18 protein-coding genes are annotated in these 23,013 nt (G+C 67.6%); 4 read left to right on the top strand and 14 right to left on the bottom strand.

From position 1 onward, the window contains the following. Positions 1-7 precede the first annotated feature (7 nt). The 14 genes from CEJ42_RS17775 to CEJ42_RS17710 all read right to left on the bottom strand — a co-directional run bounded on the left by CEJ42_RS17775 (position 8) and on the right by CEJ42_RS17710 (position 13,046). Positions 8-772: a GntR family transcriptional regulator gene (locus CEJ42_RS17775; RefSeq protein WP_079217997.1), complete on the bottom strand. Its 765-nt coding sequence runs from the start codon at positions 770-772 to the stop codon at positions 8-10. Positions 773-1,126: 354 nt separating this feature from the next. Further along, complete coding sequence (locus CEJ42_RS17770; protein ID WP_079217998.1) at positions 1,127-2,095, bottom strand: NAD(P)H-dependent flavin oxidoreductase; 969 nt, start codon at positions 2,093-2,095, stop codon at positions 1,127-1,129. 29 nt (positions 2,096-2,124) lie between these two features. Beyond that, positions 2,125-2,865, bottom strand: a complete 741-nt coding sequence (locus tag CEJ42_RS17765) for an enoyl-CoA hydratase/isomerase family protein (RefSeq protein ID WP_088751998.1) — start codon at positions 2,863-2,865, stop codon at positions 2,125-2,127. Beyond that, a complete protein-coding gene (locus tag CEJ42_RS17760; protein ID WP_079218000.1) occupies positions 2,862-3,353 on the bottom strand; it encodes a MaoC/PaaZ C-terminal domain-containing protein in 492 nt (163 codons plus the stop codon). The genes CEJ42_RS17765 and CEJ42_RS17760 overlap by 4 nt, the downstream gene beginning before the upstream one ends. Before the next feature lie 16 nt (positions 3,354-3,369). Next, positions 3,370-4,992 carry an AMP-binding protein gene (locus tag CEJ42_RS17755; RefSeq protein ID WP_079218001.1) on the bottom strand — a complete coding sequence of 541 codons (1,623 nt, stop codon included), beginning with the start codon at positions 4,990-4,992 and terminating at the stop codon, positions 3,370-3,372. Position 4,993: 1 nt separating this feature from the next. After that, a complete protein-coding gene (locus CEJ42_RS17750; protein WP_079218002.1) occupies positions 4,994-5,731 on the bottom strand; it encodes an ABC transporter ATP-binding protein in 738 nt (245 codons plus the stop codon). Then, complete coding sequence (locus CEJ42_RS17745; RefSeq protein WP_088751997.1) at positions 5,728-6,531, bottom strand: ABC transporter ATP-binding protein; 804 nt, start codon at positions 6,529-6,531, stop codon at positions 5,728-5,730. Before CEJ42_RS17745 ends, CEJ42_RS17750 begins: the two co-directional genes overlap by 4 nt. Then, on the bottom strand, positions 6,528-7,424 hold the full coding sequence (locus CEJ42_RS17740) for a branched-chain amino acid ABC transporter permease (protein WP_079218004.1): 897 nt from the start codon (positions 7,422-7,424) through the stop codon (positions 6,528-6,530). Before CEJ42_RS17740 ends, CEJ42_RS17745 begins: the two co-directional genes overlap by 4 nt. A 13-nt stretch (positions 7,425-7,437) precedes the next feature. After that, a complete protein-coding gene (locus CEJ42_RS17735; protein WP_088751996.1) occupies positions 7,438-8,310 on the bottom strand; it encodes a branched-chain amino acid ABC transporter permease in 873 nt (290 codons plus the stop codon). 64 nt (positions 8,311-8,374) lie between these two features. Beyond that, on the bottom strand, positions 8,375-9,514 hold the full coding sequence (locus CEJ42_RS17730) for an ABC transporter substrate-binding protein (RefSeq protein ID WP_088752029.1): 1,140 nt from the start codon (positions 9,512-9,514) through the stop codon (positions 8,375-8,377). 104 nt (positions 9,515-9,618) lie between these two features. Beyond that, complete coding sequence (locus CEJ42_RS17725; protein ID WP_079218006.1) at positions 9,619-10,419, bottom strand: enoyl-CoA hydratase-related protein; 801 nt, start codon at positions 10,417-10,419, stop codon at positions 9,619-9,621. A gap of 14 nt (positions 10,420-10,433) precedes the next feature. Further along, positions 10,434-11,213 (bottom strand): citryl-CoA lyase, encoded by a 780-nt coding sequence (locus CEJ42_RS17720; protein ID WP_079219305.1) that lies wholly within the window; start codon positions 11,211-11,213, stop codon positions 10,434-10,436. A 32-nt stretch (positions 11,214-11,245) separates the two neighbouring features. After that, the gene (locus CEJ42_RS17715; protein WP_088751995.1) at positions 11,246-12,127 is read right to left on the bottom strand and encodes a MaoC/PaaZ C-terminal domain-containing protein; all 882 of its coding nucleotides are present in this window, start codon (positions 12,125-12,127) and stop codon (positions 11,246-11,248) included. Positions 12,128-12,140: 13 nt separating this feature from the next. After that, positions 12,141-13,046, bottom strand: a complete 906-nt coding sequence (locus tag CEJ42_RS17710; RefSeq protein ID WP_079219306.1) for an SDR family NAD(P)-dependent oxidoreductase — start codon at positions 13,044-13,046, stop codon at positions 12,141-12,143. 757 nt (positions 13,047-13,803) lie between these two features. Here CEJ42_RS17710 and CEJ42_RS17705 point away from each other — a divergent pair. The 4 genes from CEJ42_RS17705 (at position 13,804) to CEJ42_RS17690 (ending at position 22,978) form a co-directional block, all read left to right on the top strand. Beyond that, on the top strand, positions 13,804-14,703 hold the full coding sequence (locus tag CEJ42_RS17705; protein WP_079218008.1) for an IclR family transcriptional regulator: 900 nt from the start codon (positions 13,804-13,806) through the stop codon (positions 14,701-14,703). Continuing rightward, complete coding sequence (locus CEJ42_RS17700) at positions 14,690-15,559, top strand: IclR family transcriptional regulator (RefSeq protein ID WP_243397895.1); 870 nt, start codon at positions 14,690-14,692, stop codon at positions 15,557-15,559. Before CEJ42_RS17705 ends, CEJ42_RS17700 begins: the two co-directional genes overlap by 14 nt. Positions 15,560-15,951: 392 nt before the next feature. Next, entirely contained in the window at positions 15,952-18,897 is a 2,946-nt protein-coding gene (locus CEJ42_RS17695; RefSeq protein ID WP_243397894.1) for a bifunctional glycoside hydrolase/polysaccharide deacetylase family protein, read from the top strand. After that, positions 18,827-22,978, top strand: a complete 4,152-nt coding sequence (locus CEJ42_RS17690) for a tetratricopeptide repeat protein (RefSeq protein ID WP_243397893.1) — start codon at positions 18,827-18,829, stop codon at positions 22,976-22,978. The genes CEJ42_RS17695 and CEJ42_RS17690 overlap by 71 nt, the downstream gene beginning before the upstream one ends. Positions 22,979-23,013: the final 35 nt, after the last annotated feature.

The raw sequence follows: 23,013 nt of genomic DNA, 5'->3' as shown, positions 1-23,013 counted from the left end.
GCGGCTCTTAAGGCCTTTTGGTTTGGTTACTGCGGTGAGACATGAGGTCGGTGACGGCCGCCGTCTTCACGGTGGCGTCGCGCGACACCGGTGCAAGCGCCTGCCGCAGCGGTTCCAGCGGATCGCTGCTGCGCACCTGGTTCAGGCCGGATTCAACATGCTGCAGATGGTGCTGCATCAGTTGCTCCGCTTGTTCCAGATCGCCGCGTTCCAGCGCCTCGACGATCTGCACATGTTCCGAACACGAATCCTCCGCCTGCTCCGACGACTGGTGCAGCATCGCCGTCAGCGTCGTGCGCGCCGTCAGGTCGCGCAGCGTCTCCGAGAGCAGCGAATTGCCCAGGCATTCGCACAGGCAGACATGGAAGTCGCCCAGCAGGTAGCTGCGCGCACCGATGTCGGCGCCGGCGATGGCGGCTTCTTCGCGCACGATGTGCTCGCGCAGCTGGCGCACGGCCTCATCGGGGATGGGGCGCATGCGGGCCTGGCGCAGCAGGCCGAGCTCGATCACGCGGCGCGCCTCGAAGGCCTCGCGCGCTTCCTCGGGCGTCGGTTCGATCACGAACCAGCCGCGCCGGGCGCTGACCGTCACGATGCCGCGCGCCATCAGCCGCGTCAGCGCCTCGCGCACCAGGGTGCGCGAGACGCCGAACAGGTCGGCCAATTGCTGCTCGCCGAGTCGGGTTCCCGGCGCCAATTGCTTGGCCAGGATCGCCTCGGTGATGCGGATCGCGATTTGCGAAGAAGATTTGACGGAAGGATTTGTGCCCATGACCACTCATCAGCAAGTTGCGTGCCACACTGATATACAAGATTGGCATACAAAACTGCGAAACGAATATTGGCGGCGACAGCCTTGTGTGGCAAGGGTTTTCAGGGGATTGCATCATGTGCGGACGCACAAAGATTGTTACCGGGAAAGTTGCAATGCAACAAATTTCAGGCGGGAAGAGGGCGCAGATCCGGCACGTTCTGGTGCGCGCCTGAAAGCGATGGTGCGCACCGTCTTTGTGCAGTGCTTCTATAGCCGCAAGGTATTGTGGGTACCGCGCGACTTGTGCCGATCCGGCATTTCCCGCGGCGTGAAAAGTGCTAGCCGCGCCGGCTGCGGGCGGCGATGGCCGGCTCAGCCGGGGATGCCCAGCCGCTGCGACGCCAGCCGGTATTCGCCGGCCAGCTGCTCGACGATCTGCGCCGCCGGCAGGACCTGCGTGATGGTGCCGATGCCCTGGCCGCTGCCCCAGATGTCTTTCCAGCGTTTGGGTTTGCCGAAGTCGACGCCCGGCTTGTCTTCCTGCTGCAGCTTGTCCGGATCGAGGCCGGCGTTGCGGATGCTGGGTTTGAGGTAGTTGCCCGGCACGCCCGAGAAGTGAGGCGTATACAAGATGTCCTCGGCGCTGCCCTCGACGATCATCTGCTTGTGCAGCGGGGCCGCCGAGGATTCTTCCGAGGCGATGAAGCGCGTTCCCATATAGACCAGGTCGCAACCCAGCGCCTGCGCCGCCAGGATGCCCTGGCCGTGGCTGATGGCGCCGGCCAGCACCAGCAGGCCGTCGAAGATGGCGCGCACCTCGGAGGCCAGGGCGAACGGGCTCAGGGCGCCCGCGTGGCCGCCGGCGCCGGCGCACACCAGCACCAGCCCGTCCACGCCGGCGCCGATGGCCTTCTTCGCGTGGCGCAGCGTGGTCACGTCGTGCAGCACGATGCCGCCATAGGCGTGCACCTTTTCCACCACCTGGTCGGGCGCATGCAGCGAGGTGATGACGATGGGCACGCGGTGGCGCACGCAGGTGGCGAGGTCGTCCTGCAGCCGGTGATTGGACTGGTGCACGATCAGGTTGACGGCGTAGGGCGCCACCGGCGCGCCCGGGTTCAGGCGCTTGTGTTCGGCCAGCGCGCTGCCGATCTGGTCCAGCCAGCTCTCCAGCTCTTCCTGCGGGCGCGCATTGAGCGCCGGGAACGAGCCGACCACGCCGGCGCGGCACTGGGCGATCACCAGCGCCGGGTTGGACACCAGGAACATCGGCGAGCCGATCACCGGCAGGCGCAGGCGGCCGGGCAGGGCGGAGGGCGAAGGCAGCAGCAGGTCGTTCATGATGTGAGCGTGTGGCGTGGCGGGTCTGTTCATTTCTTGCCGAAGGCGGCGATGCGCTCCTGCATGTCCGGCCCCTTGCCGGCATTGCGGAACACCTCATGCGCCAGGCCGGCGTCCAGCGGCAGGCCGTCGGTCTCCAGCAGCAGGCGCTTGTTGGCGCGATGCGAGAACCAGGAGCCGGCCAGCAGTTCGCGCGCCAATGCTTGCACCTGGGCGTCGAACTCCGTATCGGGATAGCAGAAGTTGGCCAGGCCCATCCCGGCCGCCTGCACGCCGGAATAGGTGCGGCCCAGCAGCATGATTTCCCTGGCGCGGGCCTGTCCCACGCGGCGCGGCAGCCGCTGGCTCATGCCCCACAGCGGGGTCAGCGCCCATTTGGCATGGGTATCGGCGAACTTGGCCGAGGCGGAGGCCACGATGATGTCGCCGGCCAGCGCCAGCTCCAGCGCGCCGGTGTAGCAATGCGCATGCACCGCGGTGATGACCGGCTGCGGCAAGCGCGCCAGGCGGTCGATGGTGCGGGCCTGCAGGTGCGGCATTGGCAGCGGCCGGCCGGCGGCGATGTCGTGCAGATCGTTGCCGGCCGAGAAGCAGCGTCCGGCGCCGCGCAGCAGCACCGCGCCGATGCTCTCGGTCTGTTGCTCCAGCGCGGCCACGTGGTCGTGCAGCTCCAGGAACATCTGCACCGTCAGCGCGTTCATCTTGTCGGGCCGGTTCAGCGTCAGCGTGCACAGGCCGTCGCGGTCCTCCCGCAACACCAGCGCGCTCATGCGGCGCCGCCCTTTGCCTGTTCGGCCTCCTGCTGGCGCGCGCCTTCGTGCGTCAGCACCAGCACGTCGCTGTCGCCTTCCTGGGTGACTTCCCCGTGCTGGTTGAACAGGCGGAAGCGTCGCCCCAGCTTGCCGCTGCGGCCGCTCTTGCCGGGCTCGACCGAGAGGATCTCCAGCTGCAGGTGCACGGTGTCGCCGACCAGGATGGGTTTCTTGAAATTCCATTCGCGCAGGCCCAGCATGGCGATCACCGATTTCTCGAAGATGCCGATCTGGTGCAGCATGCCGGTGCAGATCGCGATGCCCAGCGTGCCGTGCACCAGGCGCTGGCCGTAGCGGGTGCCGCGCGCGAACTCGGCGTCGGCGTGGATCGGGTTCCAGTCGCCGGAGATCATCGAGAACATCGTCAGATCGGCCTCGGTGATGGTGCGCCCGCTGCTGGTGAACAGCTGGCCGGGCTTGAAGTCTTCCAGGTAGTACGAACTCATTCTTCGCTCCAAAAAGTCATGCCGCCTGCGCCAGGCGTTGCAGCGCCATGTCGCGCAGCTTCACGCGCTGGATCTTGGTGCCGTTGGAACTCTGGGTGGTCGGGAACTCCTCCACCAGCCAGATATGCGCCGGCACCTTGAACGCGGCCAGCGCGGCCGAGGCGGCGCGCACCATGTCCTGTTCGGCCGGCCGGCTGCCCGCTTCAGCGATGACGAAGGCCACCGGCCGCGCCTGGTTGGCGATGTCGACCGACACCACCTGCACGTCGGCCACGCCAGGCACGGTCTTGATCACGTCCTCGATCTCCACCGGGCTGACCAGGTAGCCGCCCAGGCGCATGGCGTCGCCCTGGCGCGTGACGTAGACGAAGCTGCCGTCCTCGCGCAGGTAGCCGACGTCGCCGGTGCGGAAGAAGCCCTCGGCATCGATCGCGCGGGCGGTCGCCTCGGGGTTGTTCAGGTAGCCGATGAAATTGGTGTCGGCGCGGATTTCCACCGCGCCGCTCTGGCCCACGCTCACCAGCTCGCCGCTGTCGACGTCGCGGATGCGCACCTCGGCGCCGATGCCGTGGCTGGCCGGCATGCCGCCGCCCTTGATGCGTTCTTCCAGCGGCAGCGCGCGTTGTTGCAGCGAGAACAGCGCCTGCACCTCCGATGAACCATACAGGCCGATCATCGGAATGCCACGCGCCCAGGCCGCCTGCGTGTACTCGACGATGCCGGGATGGAAGCAGGCAAAACCGAACACGCGCGCGCTCGGGAAGGGCAGGTCGCCGCGGCCGTTCTCGATGATGCGGCGAAACATCTCGTCACTGCCGAACACGTGCGTGACGCGATGCTTGTTGATCAGCTGCGCCGCGCCGGGGCCGTCGAAGGTGTCCATCACCACGATGGGCTTGCCCACCGCAAACGCCGCCATCGCCGCGTTGAAGCCGAACACGCCGGCGAACGGCAGCGCCGCCAGCAGGCGCGTGCCTTCTTCTGTAAAGCCGTAGGCCGGCGCCACGCGCTGGCTGTGGGTAGTGACGGTGCGTTGCGGGTGCAGCACCAGCTTGGGACCGGAGGTGGTGCCGGAGGTCGTGAAGAGGATGCTGTGGGCCTCGGGCGCCGAGACGTCCTCCACCGCCGCATCCGGCAGCCCGGCCAGGTCGAAAGCCACGGTCGGCTTGCCCAGCACCTCCGGCGGCATGGCCGCGCCGGCGGCGTCGACCACCACCACCTTCTTCAGCGCGCGCGCGGCCTCGGCCGGCACGTCGCGCAGCACGGCGGGGAAGTCGATCTTGCGGAAGTTCAGCTGCAGCACCAGCATCGAGGCTTCCGAACGCTCCAGGATGTAGGCCAGCTCGTGCGAGCGGTAGCGCGTGTTGACCGTCATCATGGCCGCGCCCAGCTTGGCCAGGCCGAAGTACATCGCCAGCCATTCCATGCGGTTGACCAGCCAGACCGCCACGCGGTCGCCGGGACGCACGCCTTCCTTGTGCAGCCAGGCGGCGGTGCGGGTGGCCATGCGTTCGAATTCGCGATAGCTGATCTCGCGCTCGCCGTCGATGAAGGCGACGGCGTCGCCGCGCTCGGCGACGTTGCGCGCCAGCAGCGCCGGCATGGTCTGGAGAAGTTCGGTATTGGCAGTGGCTGGCATATCAGTACAGCTCCATCAGTTTGGCGTTGTCGTTCAATTCCTCGGGCAGGGCCTCGCGGATGATGGCGCCGGACTTCATCACCACCACGCGGTCCGAGATCTTCAGGGCTTCCTTCACGTTCTGTTCCACCAGCAGGATGGCCATGCCCGTGTCCTTCTGCAACTGGCGGATCGGCTGCAGCAAATCCTGGAACAGTTTCGGCGCGAGTCCGATCGAGGGCTCGTCCATCAGCAGGCAGCGCGGGCGCGACAGCAGCGCGCGGCCGATCGACACCATCTGCTGCTGGCCGCCGGAGAGGTTGCCGGCGCGGCGCTCGTAGAACTGCTTGAGCGCCGGCAGCACCGACATCACCCAATCCAGCCGGTCGGCGCGCTCGGCGGCGGGCACGCCGGCCGACCACAGGCCCATCTTCATGGTCTCGGCCACGGTCAGGCCGGGAAAGATGCCGCGCCCCTCCGGCACCAGCGAGACGCCGGCGGCGGTCAGGCGGCGCGGTTCGACCGTCTCCAGCGCGCGGCCGTCCAGCATGATCTGGCCGTCCTGGCGCTGCACCAGGCCGAACAGCGTCTTCAGCAGCGTCGACTTGCCGGCGCCGTTGTGGCCGATCAGGCACAGCACCTCGGCCGGGCGCAGCTTGAAGTCGAAGTCGCGCAGCACCGGCCGGCCGCCGTAGCCGACCACCAGGCCGCGCGTTTCCAGCACCAGCGGCTGGGGTTCGTGGTTGGGTTGGGCTGTCATGCGTTCTGGTCTCCGAAATAGATGGCCGCGAGATGCGGGTCCTTCAACACCACGTCGGGCAGCCCGTCGGCCAGCAGCTTGCCCTGGTCCAGGAAGGCGATGCGGTCGGAGATGCCGACCACGATGTCCAGGTTGTGCTCGATGATGCACACCGTCACGCCCTTCTTGACCTCGGTGCGCAGCAGGTCGAGGAACAGCTCGTAGGAGCTGCGGTCCAGGCCCGAGGCCGGCTCGTCCAGCAGCCAGATCCTGGCGTCGGCGGCCATGATGCGCGCCATGCTCAGGAACTTGCGCTCGGCGTAGGCCAGGTCGATGGCGCGCGTCTGCGCCTTGGCCGCCAGGCCGGTGCGTTGCAGGATGGCCTGCACCTTCTCGCGCCGCTCGTTGCGCGCCGCGCGTCCGCCCGGCTGCCAGATCCAGGAGGCCGGTTCCATCACGGTCAGCACGTTCTCTTCCACCGTCATGTGGTTGAACAGGCGCAGGTCCTGGAAGGTGCGGGCGATGCCCAGGCGGCTGATCTGGAAGTGCTTCTTGCCCAGGATCGACTTGCCGCGCCACAGGATCTCGCCGCTGTTGGGCACCAGGTGACCGGTGATCTGGTTGAACAGGGTGGTCTTGCCGGCGCCGTTGGGGCCGACCAGGGTGGTGACGATGCCGGCGCGCAGGTCCAGCGAGACGTCGTTGGTCACCTTCAGGCCGCCGAAGCTCATGTTCAGGTGGCGGATCGACAGCAGCACTTCGCCGCCGGCGTCCGGTTGCGCCTGCTGCAGGGCGCTGTCGCGTTCGATGATGGCGTTCATGCGGCTTTCTCCTTGGCGGCGCGGGGTTTGCCGGAGCCGACGATGCCGCCCGGACGGAAGATCATCAGCAGCACCATCGCCAGCCCGTAGGCGATCTGCTGGATCGAGCCGATCTCGGTCTGCGGCAGGAAGCTCATGTAGCTGAACACGCCCGGCAGCAGCATCAGCAGCACGGTGCCGACGATGGGGCCGAGCAGTGTGCCGGTGCCGCCGATGATGACCATGGCCATCAGCAGAACCGAGGTGTCGAGCATGAAGCTTTCGACGTTGATGAAGCCCATGTAGAAGGCGTACAGCGCGCCGGCCACCGCCGCCAGCATGGCCGAGATCACCACCGACATGGTCTTGATCAGCGCCACGTTCTTGCCGAAGGCGTAGGCCGCCGTCTCGCTGTCGCGGATGGCCTTGAGGTTGCGGCCGAAGGACGAGCGCAGCAGCACGCTGGTCAGCAGCAGCACCGGGATCAGGCAGCACAGCGCCAGCAGCAGGAACTGCACCGGGTCGGCCACCGTGTAGCCGAACAGGTCGGCCGGCGGGATGCCGATCATGCCGCCCAGGCCGCCGGTGACCGACTTCCATTCGGAAAACACCGTCACGCCCAGCACCTGCAGGCCCAGCGAGGCTGCCACGAAGTATTCGCCGCGCACGCGCAGCGCCGGCAGCGCCAGCACCAGCGACAGCGCACCGGCCACCACCATCGCCACCGGGATCACCAGGAAGATGTTGGCGCTGGCATGCATGGCGAACCAGGCGGCGCTGTAGGCGCCGACGCCGAAGAAGATGGCATGCGCGATCGAGAAGATCCCGGCATAGCCCATGATGAAGTTCAGCGTGATCGCCAGCACGGCGTTGATGCACATCAGCGTGGCGAGGTTGAGTAGATAGGCGAGCATGGTCGGGCAACCCTCAGTGGGCGACCGCGCGGCCGAAGAAGCCGGACGGGCGGAACAGGATGAACAGGAACAGCACGATGAAGGTGATCGCTTCGCTCCATTGCGGCTCGAAATAGGCCAGCGCCAGGTTCTCGGCCAGGCCCAGCAGCAGGCCGGCACAGGCCGCGCCGCGCAGGCTGCCGACGCCGCCCACAATGGTGGCGGCCAGGCTGATCAGCATCACATGATGGCCGATGGCCGGGTTCAGGCCGGAGCCGGCGGCCGACAGCAGCGCCGCCGGCACCACCAGGAAGGAGCCCAGCGCGAACACCGTCATCGACAGGCGGCGCGGCGACAGGCCGTAGGCGCGCACCAGCTCGGGGTTTTCGGACAGGGCGCGCATGGCCATGCCGGTGTGGGTGCGCATCAGGAACATCTGCAGCGCGAAGAAGAACAGCACCGCGATGACGATGGCGATGCCCGCCAGCGGCGAGACATACAGGCCGGGCATGAGCTCGATGCTGCGCGAGAGCGGCGTGTTGACCGCCACGAAGCTGCGGCCGAACAGCATGCCGCACAGGTTCTGCACCACGATGCCCACGCCGAAAGAGGCCACGAAGACGGTGAAGAAGGAGCCCTCGTGCTTCTGGATGGGGATGTAGACGAAGCGGTTCAGCGCCAGGCCGAACAGCACCGCCGCCGCCGTCGCGCCCAGCACCGAGATGCTCCAGTGCAGCTGGGCGATGGCCAGCAGGTCGTAGAACACGTAGGCGGCGATGGTGAAGGCCGAGCCGTGCGCGAAGTGGAAGATGCGGGTGGAACCGAAGATCAGCGAAAAGCCGACCGCGATCAGCGCATACAGCGCGCCCACCTGCACTCCGTTGATCAGTAGCTGTAGCAGCAACATGGTGTCTGTCCTTGCCTGGCGCCGCCGGCCGGGCGCTGCCGGCGACGGTTCCAATCAGATTTTCTTACTTGGCCGAGGTGCTGAGCACCTTGCCGCCCTTGCCGTCGATCTCGTTGATCTGCATCGGCATGGTCACGGTGCCGTTTTCGGCGAAGGTCACCTTGCCGCCGACCAGGTCGAAGGTCTTGGTTTCCACGCGCTGCTTCAGCAGGTTCTCGCCGGTGACAGGCTGGCCCTTCTTGATCAGCTGCTGCGCCAGCAGGCCGAACATGCGCACCGCGTTGTAGTAGTTGGCGATGTAGGCGGTGGGCATCTTGTTGTACTTCTTCTTGTAGTCGTCGACGAAGCGCTTGGTCACCGCATCTTGCGAGTTCCAGTCGATGTTCTGCGAGGTGTACATCGAGCCGGCCGCTTCAGGCTGGGCGTTGATCTCGGGAATCGAGAACGCGGTGTAGCTGGCGAAGGGCTGCTTGATGCCGTTGTCGCGGAACTGCTTGACGATCTGCGACTGCTGCGAGCCGTAGGAGGCGACGTAGATCACGTCCGGGTTGGCCGCGCGCACGCGCGCGGCGATGCCGCCGAACTGCTGGGCCGTGGCCGGCACCGACAAGGCTTCGACCAGCTTGCCGCCGGCCGGCGGCAGGGCGCCTTCGAGTTCCTTCTTGATGGCCTGGCCGAGCGGATCGTCGACGTAGACCAGCACGAAGTTCTTCATCTTGCGCTCGTTGACCAGGTAGGGAATGATGGCGCGCACTTCATAGTTGGCCAGCGGGATGATGTTCCAGAAATACTGGCCCAGCTCCGCCAGGTCGGGACCGACGCCGCCGCCGTTGACCGCCACCGTCTTGGTGCGGGTGGCGATGGTGGAGATCGCCTTGGACACGCCGGTGAAGGCCGACAGCACATACGGCACCTTCTGCACGTTGACCAGCTTGTTCATGCCGATCACGCCGGCCTGCGGCAGGGCCTGGCTGTCTTCGTACTGGATCGAGAGCTTGCCGCCCAGCAGGTTGTCGGCGTTGATGTGTTCGGCCGCCAGGTTGGCGCCGGAGCCGAAGATGTCGCCGTAGGAGGCGTTCGGTCCGCTCATCGGGAACAGCGCGCCGATGGTGACGTCGGCCGCATAGGCCACGCCCGACGCGGCCAGGGCGCAGGCCACTATGCCCATCCTGCCCAGCTTCAAAGCCTTGCTCAACTTGATCATGATCATCTCCTTTTGTGGTCGGCCACCGTTGCGGCGGCGGCCATTTTTTCTTCATGGCCGGCATGGGCCGGCGATCCCTTCCTGCTTTGCTTGCTTCCCTTGCTTCAGCGTCCCTTGAAATCGGCGCTGCGTTTCTCGCGGAAGGCGGCGGCGCCTTCCTGGTAATCGTCGGTGTAGCCCAGCGCGCGTTGCGAGGCCGTCTCCAGGTCCAGCTGCTGGCCCAGGGTGTTGCCGGCCGCGGCGTAGATGGCCTGCTTGGTCATCGCCAGCGCGCGCGTGGCCGAGCCTGCCAGTTGCGCGACCAGCGCGCTGCTGGCGGCCTCGAACTCGTCATCCGGCACGCAGCGCCAGATCAGGCCCCAGTCGGCGGCCTGCCGCGCCGGCAGCTTGTCGTTGAGCATGCACAGCGCCAGCGCGCGCGCCGTGCCGATGCGCTGCGGCAGGAACTGCGAGGCGCCGCCGTCGGGCATCAGCCCGAGTTTGGTGAAGCCCTGCACGAAGTAGGCCGACTCCCTGGCGATCACGATGTCGCAGGCCAGCACCAGCGTCGCGCCCACGCCCACGGCCAGGCCGTTCATGGCGCACACCACCGGCGCTGGCAAGGCCCGCAGGCGCAGCACCAGCGGCTTGTAGTAACGCTCCAGCGCCGCGCCCATGTCGCGCTTCTGGCCCTCGGGCAGCGGCTGACGGTCGCCCTGGTCCTGGCCGGCGCAGAAGGCGCGGCCGGCGCCGGTAAACACCAGCACGCGCAGCGCCGGGTCATGCTCGATGCGGTCAAGGAAGGCCGCGATGGCGTCGTGCATGGCGTCGTTGAAGCTGTTGAGCCGGTCCGGCCGGTTCAGCGTGACGGTGGCGACGCCGCCGGCGAACTCGCACAACACCGGGGGCTGGATGGTCTCGTTCATTGCGGGTCAGTCCCTCAGCCGCGCAGGTGGGCGCTGGCGCGGTCTTCGATCTCGTGCCACAGCTTGTGGGCGATGGGCGACTCCGACTCCTCCAGGATATGGCCGACCAGGCCGATGGCGCGCGCCATCACGCCGAAGCCGCGCACGATCTTCCAGGGGAAACCGAACTCGCAGCAGATCGCCCCCAGCGCGCCGGTGGCGTTGATCGGCAGCACCTTGCCGGAGGCCCGCTCGGCTTCCTTCTGGATCAGCTGGATCAGCTGCACGTGCTTGCCGGCCATGCCGTTTTCCTCGGCGATGGCAAACAGGCGCGGGGTGCGCGGGTCGATCGGCTTGTGCACCGGATGGCCCAGGCCGGGGATGATCTGCTTGCGCTCGCGGAAGGCGGCCACGGTCTTCACCGCCAGCGCCTGCAGGTCAGGGTTTTCACCCGCGCCCTCGAAGGCTTCGTACAACATCTTGGCCGCACCCTCGGTGGTGCCGACGAACACCGTGCCCAGGCCGCACAGGCCGGCGGCCACCGCCGCCTGCAACGACTCCGGCGCGCCGGCGTAGGTCATGCGCGCGGCGATGGCGCTGGGGGTGATGCCGTGCTCGACCAGCGTGATCAGCACCGCGTTGAACATGTGCGATTGCTGCGGCGTGGCGGTCTTGCCGGTCAGTTGCAGGTAGGCGAAGTCGCCCAGGTTCATCTTGCCCAGGATCTCGTCGGGCAGGCTCTTGCCGCGCACCACGATGCGGTCGGGGGTGCTGAAGGCGATGTCGGATCTGATGTCGGCGGTCTTGCTGTTCATGGTGTTCTCCGTGTTGGCGTTCGATGTGCGGCTCATGCCGGCGATATTTCCGCCGTGCCGTTGGACAGCACGACCTGGTTGCGTTCGACTGCGCGCGCCTGGAACTGAAGCCGGGTTCCGTCGCGCCAGATTTCGGTCCTGATGGTCTCGCCCGGATACACCGGCGCCGAGAAGCGGGTGGCGAGCGCGCGCAGGCGGGCGGCGTCGTAGCCGCAGCAGCTGCGCACCAGCGCATGGCAGGCCACGCCGTAGGTGGCCAGGCCGTGCAGGATGGGTGAGGGGAAGCCGGCGCGGCGCGCCGTCTCGGGATCGGCGTGCAGCGGGTTGCGGTCGGCCGAGAGGCGATACACCAGCGCGCTTTCGGCGCGCGTGGGCAGTTCGCAGACCAGGTCGGGCGCGCGCTGCGGCACCGCGGGCATGGCCGGCGGCGTCTCGTCGCCGGGCTGGCCGGCTTCGGTGAAGCCGCCGTCGCCGCGACAGAAGCTGGTCTGCTCCACGGTGGCCAGCAGCTCGCCGGCGGCGTCGCGCAGTTCGCGCTCCACGATCAGCAGCGCGCCCTTGTCGCGGCCCTTGTCGATCACCGCCTTCACGCGCGACACGCCGGTCACGGTGCCGGCCGCCGGCAACGGCCGGTGCAGGCGCAGGCGCTGTTCGCCGTGCACCACCTTCAGCAGGTCGATGCCGGCTTCCGGCGCTCCCATCCACAAGCCCGGATGGGACAGGATCACCGCCATGCTGGGCATGGCCTGCAGGTCCCGTTCATAGACGAAGCGCAGCGCGCCTTCGCCGTCGGGCGCGGCGGCGCTGGCGCCCACGCCGATGCCCAGCGCGTACAGCATGCTGTCCTTCTCGCTGTAGCTGTGCTGCAGCGGCGGGAAGTGCCAGTTCTTGAGCTTGTGGTAATCGATGGCCATGGGTGCGCTCCGCTTACACCGGATCCCACTGGAACACGTCGGCCGAGCGGTCCAGCGGCACGAAGCTGGCCTTCAGCGCCGGCATCGCGTGTTCGGCCACGGTCTGCGGCGTCCAGCCCTGGTCGCGGTGGATGGAGCGCAGCGGACGCGGCTGGCTCATCAGGAAGATCTCGTTGTTACGCACCGTGAAGACCTGGGCGTTGACGTCGGCCGCGGCATCGCTGGCGAGGTAGACCGCCAGCGGGGCGATCTTGTCGGGCGTCATCTGCTTGATCTTTTCCACGCGCGCGGCCTGCTCCTCGTTCTTCACCGGGATGGAGGAGATCATGCGGCTCCAGGCGAATGGCGCAATGCAGTTGGAGCGCACGTTGAATTTCTGCATGTCCAGCGCGATCGACTTCGACAGCGCCGTCATGCCCAGCTTGGCGGCCGAGTAGTTGGCCTGACCCAGGTTGCCGATCAGGCCGGAGGTGGAAGTCATGTGCACCAGCGCGCCCGAATTCTGTTCGCGGAAATGCACCGCGGCGGCGCGGCTCATGTTGTAGGCGCCGTACAGGTGCACCTTCAGCACGGCGTCCCATTCGTCGGCGCTCATCTTGTGGAACAGGGCGTCGCGCAGGATGCCGGCGTTGTTGACCACGGCGTCGATGCGGCCGAAGGTCTGCACCGCGGTCTCGATGATGCGTTCGGCGCCGGCCGCGTCCGAGACGCTGTCGGTATTGGGCGCCGCCTTGCCGCCCAGGGCGCGGATCTCGTCGGCCACCTGCTGCGCCGGGCCGGCGCTGCCGCCTTCGCCGGAGAGCGAGGCGCCGATGTCGTTGACGACCACCGCCGCGCCCTGGCGCGCCATCGCCAAGGCGATCTCGCGCCCGATGCCGCCGCCCGATCCGGTGACGACGACTACCTTGCCTTCCAGCATGCGTTCATTGCTCATGGCTTTCTTCTTCCCTGTTTCGGAAACGACGGGCAAAGCTCCGCCCTGCGGGGTGTCTTCGCGTGGTCGTTTCGGTTGGCTGTTGATGCGGCTGCCGGCTTGCTGCCGTTTTTGGGTTGCCGCCTGCGTTGCTCGTGTCGCTGGTGCCGCTCATGCGCCGCCGGGGCAATCGCCGGCGTGTCTCTCTTGCTTGGTTCTGCTGTGTTCTGCCGGAGGCGACGGTGTGATGAAGGACGCTTCCGGTGCTGCGATGTGCGTATAGTCTGGAAGCGCGAAAGGGGTGTCAAGCAGGCCTTTCACGCTGTTCCGTACAACGGAATGTCATTTTCCCTTTCAAACCGCGTCGTGACGCCTGGCGCTGTTGCGCGCCGGCATCGTGCGCTGCGCAAGAAAATATCCTGCGCCCCGCCGACCCTGCGAAAACAAGCCTGCTTCAGGCGTATCGCCTCGCGACCGGTGGATGGGGCGGGGCTGCGGCGGCGCAGCATGGAATGTTCGCAGTTCAAAACACGATTGAAAATTTCAAAGTACGGAACATAAAATATTCATCGATTGACCCTGCGCCGCAGGCTGTCGCAAGGTGTCGTCAACACAGGAAAAATCATGTCCGTCGTGCGCCTGTGCATGGCAGGACCGACCGGACCGATGCGCATCCGCATGAAGGTGCGCCGCCAGGAGACTCAGTGAAATTCGCCATTGCCATCGTGTATGCAGTGCGCGCGCAGCCGCAGGACGGGCGCGCGTGAAGGCCGCCGTGCGCAAGCCGGCGCGGCGCCAGCGGGAGGCGCGCAAGGACGTGCGCATCGTGCTGCGCGCGCCCAATCCTCCCGAGTACCGCAACGGCGGCGCCGCCGCGCGCAGCGATGCCGCCACCCAGGTCACGATCAAGCCCATCGAGCGCGGCTTCGCCGTGCTGGACGCCTTCCTGGGCGAAGCCGAATGGCTGGCCAACCAGGACATCGCCCTGCGCACCGGCCTGCCCAAGGCGACCGTCTCGCGCCTGGCGCAGACGCTGACCGCGCTGGGCTACCTCACCTACAGCGAGCAGCGTCGCAAGTACCGGCTGGCGGTGGCGGTGCTGTCGCTGGGATTTGCCGCCATGGTCGACACCGACGTGGTGCTGCAGGCGCGTCCGCTGATGCAGAAGCTGGCCGACGACAACGGCGTGTTCGTGGCGCTGGCCGGTCGCGACGGGCTGGACATGATCTTCTTCGAGAACTGCCACAGCGCCTCCAACAGCGCCACCGTCGGGCTGGGCGTGGGCGAGCACATGCCGATGGCGTCCTCGCCGGTGGGCTGGGCGCTGCTGGCCTGCCTGCACGAGAATGAGCGCAACTATCTGCTGGATCACATGCGGCCCTATCACAAGCGCGATGACTGGATGAGCGTGCGGCAGAAACTGACCGACGCCGAGACGCAGATCGCCGAGAAGGCCTATTGCGTCTCCAGCGGCGACTGGGGGCCGGACATCACGGTGGTGGCCACGCCGCTGCAGTTGGCCGACCGCCTGCCGATGGTGCTGCTGTGCGCCGGCCAGTCGCGCACGCTGACCAAGGCGCGCGTGGAGCAGCGCGCCGGGCCGCAGTTGCTGGCCATGGGACGCCAGTTGCAGAAGATGGAGGCGCAGCGTGCGGCGCTCTGAACCGGCCCGGGCTCGCGACGCGCGCGCGGCCGACGCGGCGCTGCCCGACATCGTGCGCGACGACGCCGCCGGCGTCGCCGAGGCTTCGTCCGGCACCCACACGCTGGAGCGCGCGCTGCAGCTGCTGAAGGTTTTCCACGGCAGCGCCAAGCCACTGACCCATGCCGAGCTGGTGCGTCGCACCGGTTATTCCAAGGCCTCGGTGTCGCGCCTGACGGCGACGCTGGTGGCGCTCGGCTATCTCGACCGCGCGCCCGACGGCGTGCGCGTGCAGATCGGCGTGCGCGGGCTGCGGCTGGGGCACAAGTACCTCGCCAATAGCCCGATCCCGGGCATCGTGCGCGGCATCATGCAGGACTTCGCCGACCGCTTCGACATGTCGGTCGGGCTGGCCATGCCGGACCAGCTGGACATGATCTACATCCAGTACTGCAACGGCCGCAAGATCGCCACGCTGCGCCTGGGCGTGGGCCGCACCGTGCCGATGGCGCTGAGCTCCATCGGCCGCGCCTATGTCTGGTCGCAGCCGCCGGAAGAGCGGCAGCGGCTGCTGTTCGGCATCTGGAAGAAGAGCGGCGAGCACGGCCCGCAAGTGGTGGCGCGCATGGAGCGCGCCTTCGGCGACCTCGACACCCACGGCTATTGCCTGGCCGCCGGCGAATACCAGCGCGACACCTTCGCCATCAGCGTGCCGCTGGCGCTGGGCAATCCGCCGCGTCCTATGGGCCTGAACTGCAGCGCGGTCGGCCCGCTGCCCGACCGCGTGATGATCCGCGACGAACTCGCCCCCGCCTTGATGAAGACCGCCTGGCTCCTGACGCTGGAGCTTGAAGGCGTCGACAGCAGCCTGTTCTGACGCCTGTTCCGATTTCTCCGATAGGTCGCCTCCTCGCCCGCCACGGCAGAGCTTGCGCGGAATGCGCTTTCGCGCGTTAATTGCAAATGATGCAACCGGGCAAGTTTCCGCACGATTTGATTTAAAATAGTGTTGTTTTGTCAATGATCTGGGTTGTGCTCATCCCATTAATTAATAAAATTGTCAAAAAAACAATATAATCCCAAGTCGAAAAATCGATAAAATTCGGAAGCCCTCTCGTGATTTTCTTGGGGAAACTCGCCGTAGTTTTGCCGATGTCAGGAATTTCCGGATTTCCGCGCCGACTCATCAGTGGTCTCATGCGGAGGTCGTTGCCAATCAATCAATAAGGAGAGGGCGTGTCGTCGGATAGCGCACAACAGCAATCAACGGTGGTCAGATCGGCAAAGACGCTCGCGCGTGGCCTGCGCACCCTGCTATGGGCGGCTGCGGCAGGCGCCGCCGCATTGCTGGCGGGTTCGGCGCCGGCGCAGACGTCGCCGCCACCGGCTGCCGCAGCGCCATCCTCGGTCGCCTTCTATTACGGTCCCAATCCGCCGCTGGCCGACCTGCAGGCTTTCGACGTCGCCGTCGTCGAGCCCGAGTTCGTCAGCAATCCCGCCGTTCGCGCCCGCGCGCCGGCCGACGGCGCGCACCAGCTGTTCGCCTATGTCTCGCTGGGCGAGGTGCAGCCCTCGCGTCCCTACTACAAGCAATTGCCGCCGGGCCTCCTGCGCGGCGACAACGCCGCCTGGGGCAGCCGGGTGATCGACCAGGCCGCACCGGGCTGGCGCGACTTCTTCCTCGACAAGATCGTGGCGCCGCTGTGGGCCCAGGGCTGGCGCGGCTTCTTCCTCGACACGCTGGACTCCTACCAGCTGTTCGCCAAGACCGACGCCGAACGCGCGCGCCAGACCGCGGCCATGGTGGAGACCCTGCGCGAGTTCAAGCGTCGCTATCCGGAGGCCAAGCTGTTCCTCAACCGCGGCTTCGAGCTGCTGCCGGAGATCGCGCCGCTGACCTATGCGGTGGCCGCCGAGTCGCTGTATCGCGGCTACGACGCCGGGCGCCGCAGCTACGGCCCGGTGCCCGACAACGACCGCGCCTGGCTGCTGGGACAGATGCAGACCGTGCGCGACACCTACCATCTGCCGGTGGTCTCGATCGACTACGTCGATCCGCAAAAGCCGGGCGCGCGCGAGCTGGCGCGCGAGACCGCGAAGAAGATTTCCTCCCACGGCTTCATTCCCTGGGTGGCCGACGGTTCGCTGATGTCGGTCGGCGTCTCCAGCATCGAAGTGGTGCCGCGCAATGTGCTGGTGCTGCTGGACCTGGGCGAAGGCGACGACCTGCACACCAGCGAGGCGCAGCGCTTCCTCGGCATCCACCTGAACCATCTCGGCCTGCGTTACGAGTTTCGCGAGGTGGCGCGCCAGGGCTTGCCGACCGAACCGCTGGCGGGCCGCTACGCGGGCGTCGTGACCTGGTTTCGCAGCGGCATCGACCACCAGCGCCTGGGGCCGTGGATCAATGCGCGCATCAAGGAAGGCGTGCCGGTGGCGATCTTCAACGCCTTTGGCTTCCAGATGACCAAGGTCACCGGCGACATGCTGGGCCTGACCAGCTTCTCGGCGCCGCAGCCGGACAAGCTCAGCGTGGTCGAGGCCGATCCCGAGCTGATGGGGTTCGAGACCAAGCCGCGGGTGGACCGCACCCAGCTGGAGTTCGTGCGGCTGGCCGATCCCAACGCCAAGTCGCTGCTGCGCATGCGGGACAACCGCAACAACAACTATGACGCCGCCGCGATCACGCCCTGGGGCGGCTTCGCGCTGGCGCCGTTCGCCACCACCACGCTGCCGGTGCTGGATCCGCCGCGCTGGGTGTTGCAGCCGCTGGCCTTCCTCAAGCGCGCGCTGCGCCTGCCCGACATCCCGGTGCCGGATGTGACGACCGAGGGCGGCCGCCGCATCATGATGAGCCACCTCGACGGCGACGGTTTTCCCTCCAAGGCCGAATATCCCGGCTCGCCGTTCGCGGTCGAAGTCCTGCAGCGCGAGATCTGGGACAAGTACCGCTTCCCCGTCACCGTCTCGGTGGTGGAGGGCGAGCTGAGCCCGCAGGGCGTGTATCCGAAGCTGTCGGCGCAGACCACCGCGCTGGCGCGCAAGATGTACACGCTGCCCTACATCGAGCCGGCCAGCCATTCCTTCTCGCACCCGTTCTCCTGGGCTGATGCGATGCACGGCACCAGCCGCGCCGACATCACGCAGATGGACGGCGACGCCTCGCACACGCTGGAGATCCCGAACTACAAGTTCAACCTGCAGCGCGAGATCAAGGGGTCGATGGACTACATCAACAACACCCTGCTGCCGCCGGGCAAGAAGGCCGAGATCTTCCTGTGGACCGGCAACTGCGTGCCGCCGGCCGAGGCCATCGCCCAGACTTACCTGGACGGCTACCTGAACATGAACGGCGGCGACACCATGATCACCAACAGCCGCAAGAGCTGGACCGACATCGCCGCGCAGGGCGTGCGCAAGGAGGGCTGGTACCAGGTGTTCGCGCCCAACCAGGACGAGAACGTCTACACCGGCAACTGGACCGGCCCGTTCTACGGCTTCGAGCGCGCCATCGAAAGCTACGAGCTGACCGGCGAGCCGATCCGCTTCAAGGCCGTCGACATCTACTATCACTTCTATGCCGGCACCAAGCCGGCCTCGGTGGCGGCGCTGCACAAGATCCACCGCTGGGCGCAGGCGCAGCCGTTCACCCGGCTGTACGTGTCGCAATACATCCGCAAGGTGATCGACTTCGAAAACACCAGCATCGCCCGCACCGCCGACGGCACGCTGGTCTACCGCACCGGGGCCAACCTGCGCACGCTGCGCGTTCCCGACGGCGCGCCCGACTACGATCTGTCGGCGCCCGGCGTGGCCGGCGTGGCGCCGGGGCCGGAGGGCCGCTACCTGATCACGTCCGCCGGCGAGGTGCGCCTCAAGGAGCGTGGCGCTGCCGCGGCGGCCCCGCAACCGATGCTGCTGGAAGCCGGCGGCAAGGTGGGCGACTTCAAGCGCACCGTCAACGGCAACAAGGCCGAACTGAGTTTCACGCTCGAGGCCAACGGCGCGTCGACCTTCAGCGTGGCGGGCGCCCGCCAATGCAGCGCCAGCGCCGACGGCGCGCCGCTGGCGCGCGGCGCGTCGGCCAGCATCGCGACCCAGCCATGGGCCAGGAATTTCATCGGAAAGACCGCAGTACACCAATATGACATCGGCACCTCAAACGCCAAACTCGCGACAACAAGGCACCTGGTACTCGTTCAATGCACCTTATGAACGACTGAGGCTGTTCTCGCCCTGGACGATCGCCGGCTTCGCGCTGGCGGTCGGGACGGTGTTCGCCCTGGTCTACCCCAAGGTATCGCTGCAGCAGCGCCTTGAGGTGGCCAATGCGAGCGGCCGCGCCGACCAGCTGACGGTCGAGTACCTCAAGGTGTTCCTGCGGGCGCAGCCGGGCAACGCCGCGCTGCGCGCCGAACTGGTCAAGCAGATGATCGGCCTGGGCCAGTTCGCCGAGGCGCGCCAGCACCTGGCGCTGCTGCAGCAGGGCGACGACCCGGCTTCGCGGCTGGACGCCGCCTGGCTGGAATACCGCATCCGCCAGCAGGAGACCTATGCGCTGCCCGAGAAATCGCCGGAGCGCGCCGCGCAGATCGCGCAATTGCGCGGCCAGTTGCAGCAGCTGATGACCTATCCGCTCACGGCCCAGCAATGGCTGGCGCTGTCGCAGGACGCGCTGGCGCTGGGCGACACCGAGGCCGCGCATGTCGCCTTCTCGCGCCTGCTGGCGGACCGCTCGACCGCCTCCATGCCCTATGCCGACGTGGTGCGCCTGGGCAAGGAAAGCCTCGGGCTGGGTGACTATCGCAGCAGCGCTTCTTTCTACCTGCTGGCGATGAAGAGCGCCGGTTCGCTGGAAACCCGCCGCGACCATTTCATGACCGCACTGCGCACGCTGCAGGCCGGCGGTCTCTATCAGGAGGCGCTGGCCGCGGCCGACGCCAACATCGGCGAGCTGGCCAACGACAAGCCGACCCTGCTGTTCCTGACCAAGCTGGCGCAGGCCGCCAATCGTCCCGATGCGGCGCAGCGCTACGTCAAGCAGCTGCTGCAGCTGTCCATGAACCTGCGCGGCACGCCGCTGGCGGCGGGGCAGGGCGAGTATGCGCAGGTGCACTTCCAGAGCATGCGCGACTTCACGCGTTCGCTGCGCCTGACGCAGGCGCTGCTGCATTCGCCGCACGAGCTGCGCCTGCGCATGCGCGACGCCATGCGGGACGGCCGCGTCCTGCGCACGGCCAACGCCGTCGCCGCGGATGCGCGTCCGGCCGCCGTGATGGCGCGCCCGGCCGGCGACCCCAGCCAGCCTTCGGCCGCCGAGATGGCAGCCAGCCGCGAGATCGCCAGGCTGCCCTTCGACGAAGAGATCTACACGCTGGCCTTCAACGTCTTCCTCGCCAACCGCAACCTCGACGACGCCCGCCTGCTGGCGCAGTCGGCGGTGCGCCAGAAGCCCGACAGCGCGGCCTGGCGCAAGCGCCTGGCCGAGGTGAGCGAATGGAGCGGCGTGCCCGAGCAGGCCACGCCGCAGTGGCTGGCCTACGCCCGCTTGTCCAACGATGAGGCCGCCTGGGACAACGTGCTGCGCATCGCCCAGGGCACCTTCGAGCAGGAGATCGTGGTCGAGGCGCTGCAGCACAAGCTGCAGGTCGAGCCGGGCAGCGCCAAATGGCTCAACCAGCTGGTGGCCCAGTATGAAAACATCGGCCAGGCGGACCGCGCCGCCGCGCTGCTGGAAGCCAGCCTGAAAAAGAGCGCCGGCCGCGGCCAGGCCGTGGCCACCGAGCGCAACGCCGAGATGGATGCGCTGGCGCGGCTGTACCTGCGCATGGGGCGCGACGCCGACGCGCTGGCGCTGTTGCGCCAGCAGCGCCGCGAGTTCGGCGCCACCGCCGGCAACGCGCTGCTGGCGGCCAACCAGCTCTACCTGAACGGACACATCGAGGATGCGATGAGCATCCTCAACGACGCCGCCGCCGCCGCGCCGGTCGGCAACACCGATTTCTGGCGCGCCTATGCCGAGGTCGCGCGCTTCCTCGAGCACGAGAAGGAAGCGCGCGTCGGCTACGACAAGCTGCTGGCTTCCGACAAGGCCGACGAGGGCGACATCAGCAACATGATGGGCGTGATCCAGGACGCGCAGCCGCGCGCCGCCGCCGAGCTGGCCGAGTTCGGCTTCCGCCGCACCGGCGTGGCCAACTTCGCGGTGCAGGCCCTGACCTACCGCCAGCGTCTCAACGACCTGGACGGCGCCCAGGCCTTCATCGACAGCATCACGCCGCAGCAGAACGCCATCCTCGAAAAGAACGTGCCCTACCTGACCGTGCGCGCCACCATCAAGCAGCTGCGCCGCGATCTCGCCGGCGCGCGCGCCGACATGGCCATGGCGCTGGCGCTGCGGCCGCGTTCGGCGGAAGTGCGGGCGGAGCTGATCTGGATCCTCATCGCCGGACGCGACACCGAGCTGCTCAAGCGCGCCCTCGACCTGTGGGCCGGCGAAGCCGAGACGCTGTCGCAGCTGTGGGGACCGTTCGCCGCCGCCAACATGTCGCTGAACCGGCAGAACGTGGCCTTGCACTGGTTCCGCAAATCCGGCTTCCCGCAAAACGACTACCTGTGGCTGATGAGTTACGCCGAGGCGCTGGACGCCACCGGCCAGCCCGACCTGGCCTGGCGCATCCGGCGCCGCGCCTGGGTGGAGCTGCGCGACCCCAAGGTGCTGCGCAACATCCCGCCCACCCAGTTGAAGGAATGGCGCGACCGCCTGGCCGCGCTGGCGCCGCTGTTCATGCAGTCCGACGCCGGCCTGCGCGTGATGCAGGCGCTGCTCAAGAGCGACGCCACCCGGCTGGCGCAGCCGGCCGACAAGAACCTGCCGCCGGCCGACGGCCCGGCGCTGCTCAAAGAGATGGAAGCGGCCGCGCGCCGCGACGCCGGCGAGCGCAATGAGCGCGAAGGCATCGCCGCGAAACTCGACAAGGGACCTGACGCGCTGTTCGCCCCCACCGCAGACTCGGGCCAGCGCCCGCGCGACGACGCGCGCCTGTCCTCCAGCGTGCGCGAACTGGCGCTGGCTTACGCGATGAACACCGGCGAGTCCGATCTGGCGCGCGCCTGGCTGGCCACCCGTTTCGCCCGCGAACTGGACAAGCCGCTGTGGGGCGAGCTGGCCCTGGCGCTGGCCGCCGACGATCGTCAGGGGCTCAACAACATGCTGGACAACCTGGCCGACTGGCTGCCGATGTACGACCGCATCGAGGCCGCGCGCGTGGCCGGCCGCATGGGCCTGGCGCAGACCCTGGCCTTCGACCAGCTGGAGCGCCTGCCGGCCGACGACGAGCTGCACGGGCGCCTCACCAACCTGGTCACCGACGAACCGGCCAAGTTCATCGCCGGCTATACGTCCAGCCGGGAATTCCCGCTGGCGACCAAGCGCTTCGACCTGTCCACCGGATTTGCGCTCACGCCCGGCACCCGCCTCACCTTCAATTACACCGAGCGCCACCAGACCGTGGACGACACCACGCTGCTGGGCGATGTGCCCTCGGTGGATCGCCTGTTCGAGTTCTCGCTGCGCCGTCGCATCGAGGATGGCTTCGTCAGCGTCGGCCTGCAGCATCGCGATGCGATGCAGTCCTTCAACGGCCTGCGGCTGGAGTTTTCCCAGCAGATCACGCCCAAGATGGCACTGTCGGGCAATGGCGGCTTCAACCTTGCTTCGACCGACTCGGCGTTGATGCGCGTGGGCTCCAAGCGCAGCGGCGGCGAGCTGAACCTGAACGTGCAGGTCAGCCGCACCGAGTACCTGCGCCTGGGCGGCGGCTACCAGCGCTACACCACCCAGGCCGGCACCTCGCTGGGCAGCGGCAGGACGCTCAATATCGAAGCCGGCACGCATTTCCGCGTGGAGTATCCGAACCTGACGCTGCGCACCTACGTGAGCGACGCCAAGTTCAGCGACAACGGCGCATCCGACGACCAGATCGCACGCCTGGTCCCGGCCGGAAACGACCCGACCAACTTCCGCTACATGCCGCTGGATTCGCGCATCTTCGGCATCAGCCTGGGCGCCGGGACGGTGGTGGAAAGCAATTACACGCGCGCCTGGCGTCCCTATGCCGAGATCGGCATGACGCGCACCTCCGACATCGGCTGGGGCCGCAATGCGCGCGCCGGCGTCGCCGGCAGCGTGATCGGCCAGGACGTGCTCTCGGTCGGCGTGCAGAGCACCAGCGCCACGCCCAATACGCCGCAGCGCGGCTTCGAGCTGAACGTGCTGTACAAGTGGCTGTACTGAGGCCGACCATGAAAGGGCACACCATGCAGACATCA

This window comes from Herbaspirillum robiniae, assembly GCF_002213415.1.
Lineage (GTDB): Bacteria > Pseudomonadota > Gammaproteobacteria > Burkholderiales > Burkholderiaceae_D > Herbaspirillum > Herbaspirillum robiniae.
Note: the sequence above shows the minus strand (reverse complement) of the source record. Positions and strands in the feature narration are given on the sequence as shown.

Excerpts from the sequence above, each read along its gene's own strand:
- CEJ42_RS17740 (WP_079218004.1), bottom strand. The coding sequence starts at position 7,424 with ATGCTCGCCTATCTACTCAACCTCGCCACGCTGATGTGCATCAACGCC.
- CEJ42_RS17755 (WP_079218001.1), bottom strand. The coding sequence starts at position 4,992 with ATGCCAGCCACTGCCAATACCGAACTTCTCCAGACCATGCCGGCGCTG.
- CEJ42_RS17730 (WP_088752029.1), bottom strand. The coding sequence starts at position 9,514 with ATGATCAAGTTGAGCAAGGCTTTGAAGCTGGGCAGGATGGGCATAGTG.
- CEJ42_RS17715 (WP_088751995.1), bottom strand. The coding sequence starts at position 12,127 with ATGGCCATCGATTACCACAAGCTCAAGAACTGGCACTTCCCGCCGCTG.
- CEJ42_RS17750 (WP_079218002.1), bottom strand. The coding sequence starts at position 5,731 with ATGACAGCCCAACCCAACCACGAACCCCAGCCGCTGGTGCTGGAAACG.
- CEJ42_RS17775 (WP_079217997.1), bottom strand. The coding sequence starts at position 772 with ATGGGCACAAATCCTTCCGTCAAATCTTCTTCGCAAATCGCGATCCGC.
- CEJ42_RS17725 (WP_079218006.1), bottom strand. The coding sequence starts at position 10,419 with ATGAACGAGACCATCCAGCCCCCGGTGTTGTGCGAGTTCGCCGGCGGC.
- CEJ42_RS17710 (WP_079219306.1), bottom strand. The coding sequence starts at position 13,046 with ATGCTGGAAGGCAAGGTAGTCGTCGTCACCGGATCGGGCGGCGGCATC.
- CEJ42_RS17690 (WP_243397893.1), top strand. The coding sequence starts at position 18,827 with ATGACATCGGCACCTCAAACGCCAAACTCGCGACAACAAGGCACCTGG.
- CEJ42_RS17760 (WP_079218000.1), bottom strand. The coding sequence starts at position 3,353 with ATGAGTTCGTACTACCTGGAAGACTTCAAGCCCGGCCAGCTGTTCACC.
- CEJ42_RS17745 (WP_088751997.1), bottom strand. The coding sequence starts at position 6,531 with ATGAACGCCATCATCGAACGCGACAGCGCCCTGCAGCAGGCGCAACCG.
- CEJ42_RS17720 (WP_079219305.1), bottom strand. The coding sequence starts at position 11,213 with ATGAACAGCAAGACCGCCGACATCAGATCCGACATCGCCTTCAGCACC.
- CEJ42_RS17770 (WP_079217998.1), bottom strand. The coding sequence starts at position 2,095 with ATGAACGACCTGCTGCTGCCTTCGCCCTCCGCCCTGCCCGGCCGCCTG.
- CEJ42_RS17735 (WP_088751996.1), bottom strand. The coding sequence starts at position 8,310 with ATGTTGCTGCTACAGCTACTGATCAACGGAGTGCAGGTGGGCGCGCTG.
- CEJ42_RS17765 (WP_088751998.1), bottom strand. The coding sequence starts at position 2,865 with ATGAGCGCGCTGGTGTTGCGGGAGGACCGCGACGGCCTGTGCACGCTG.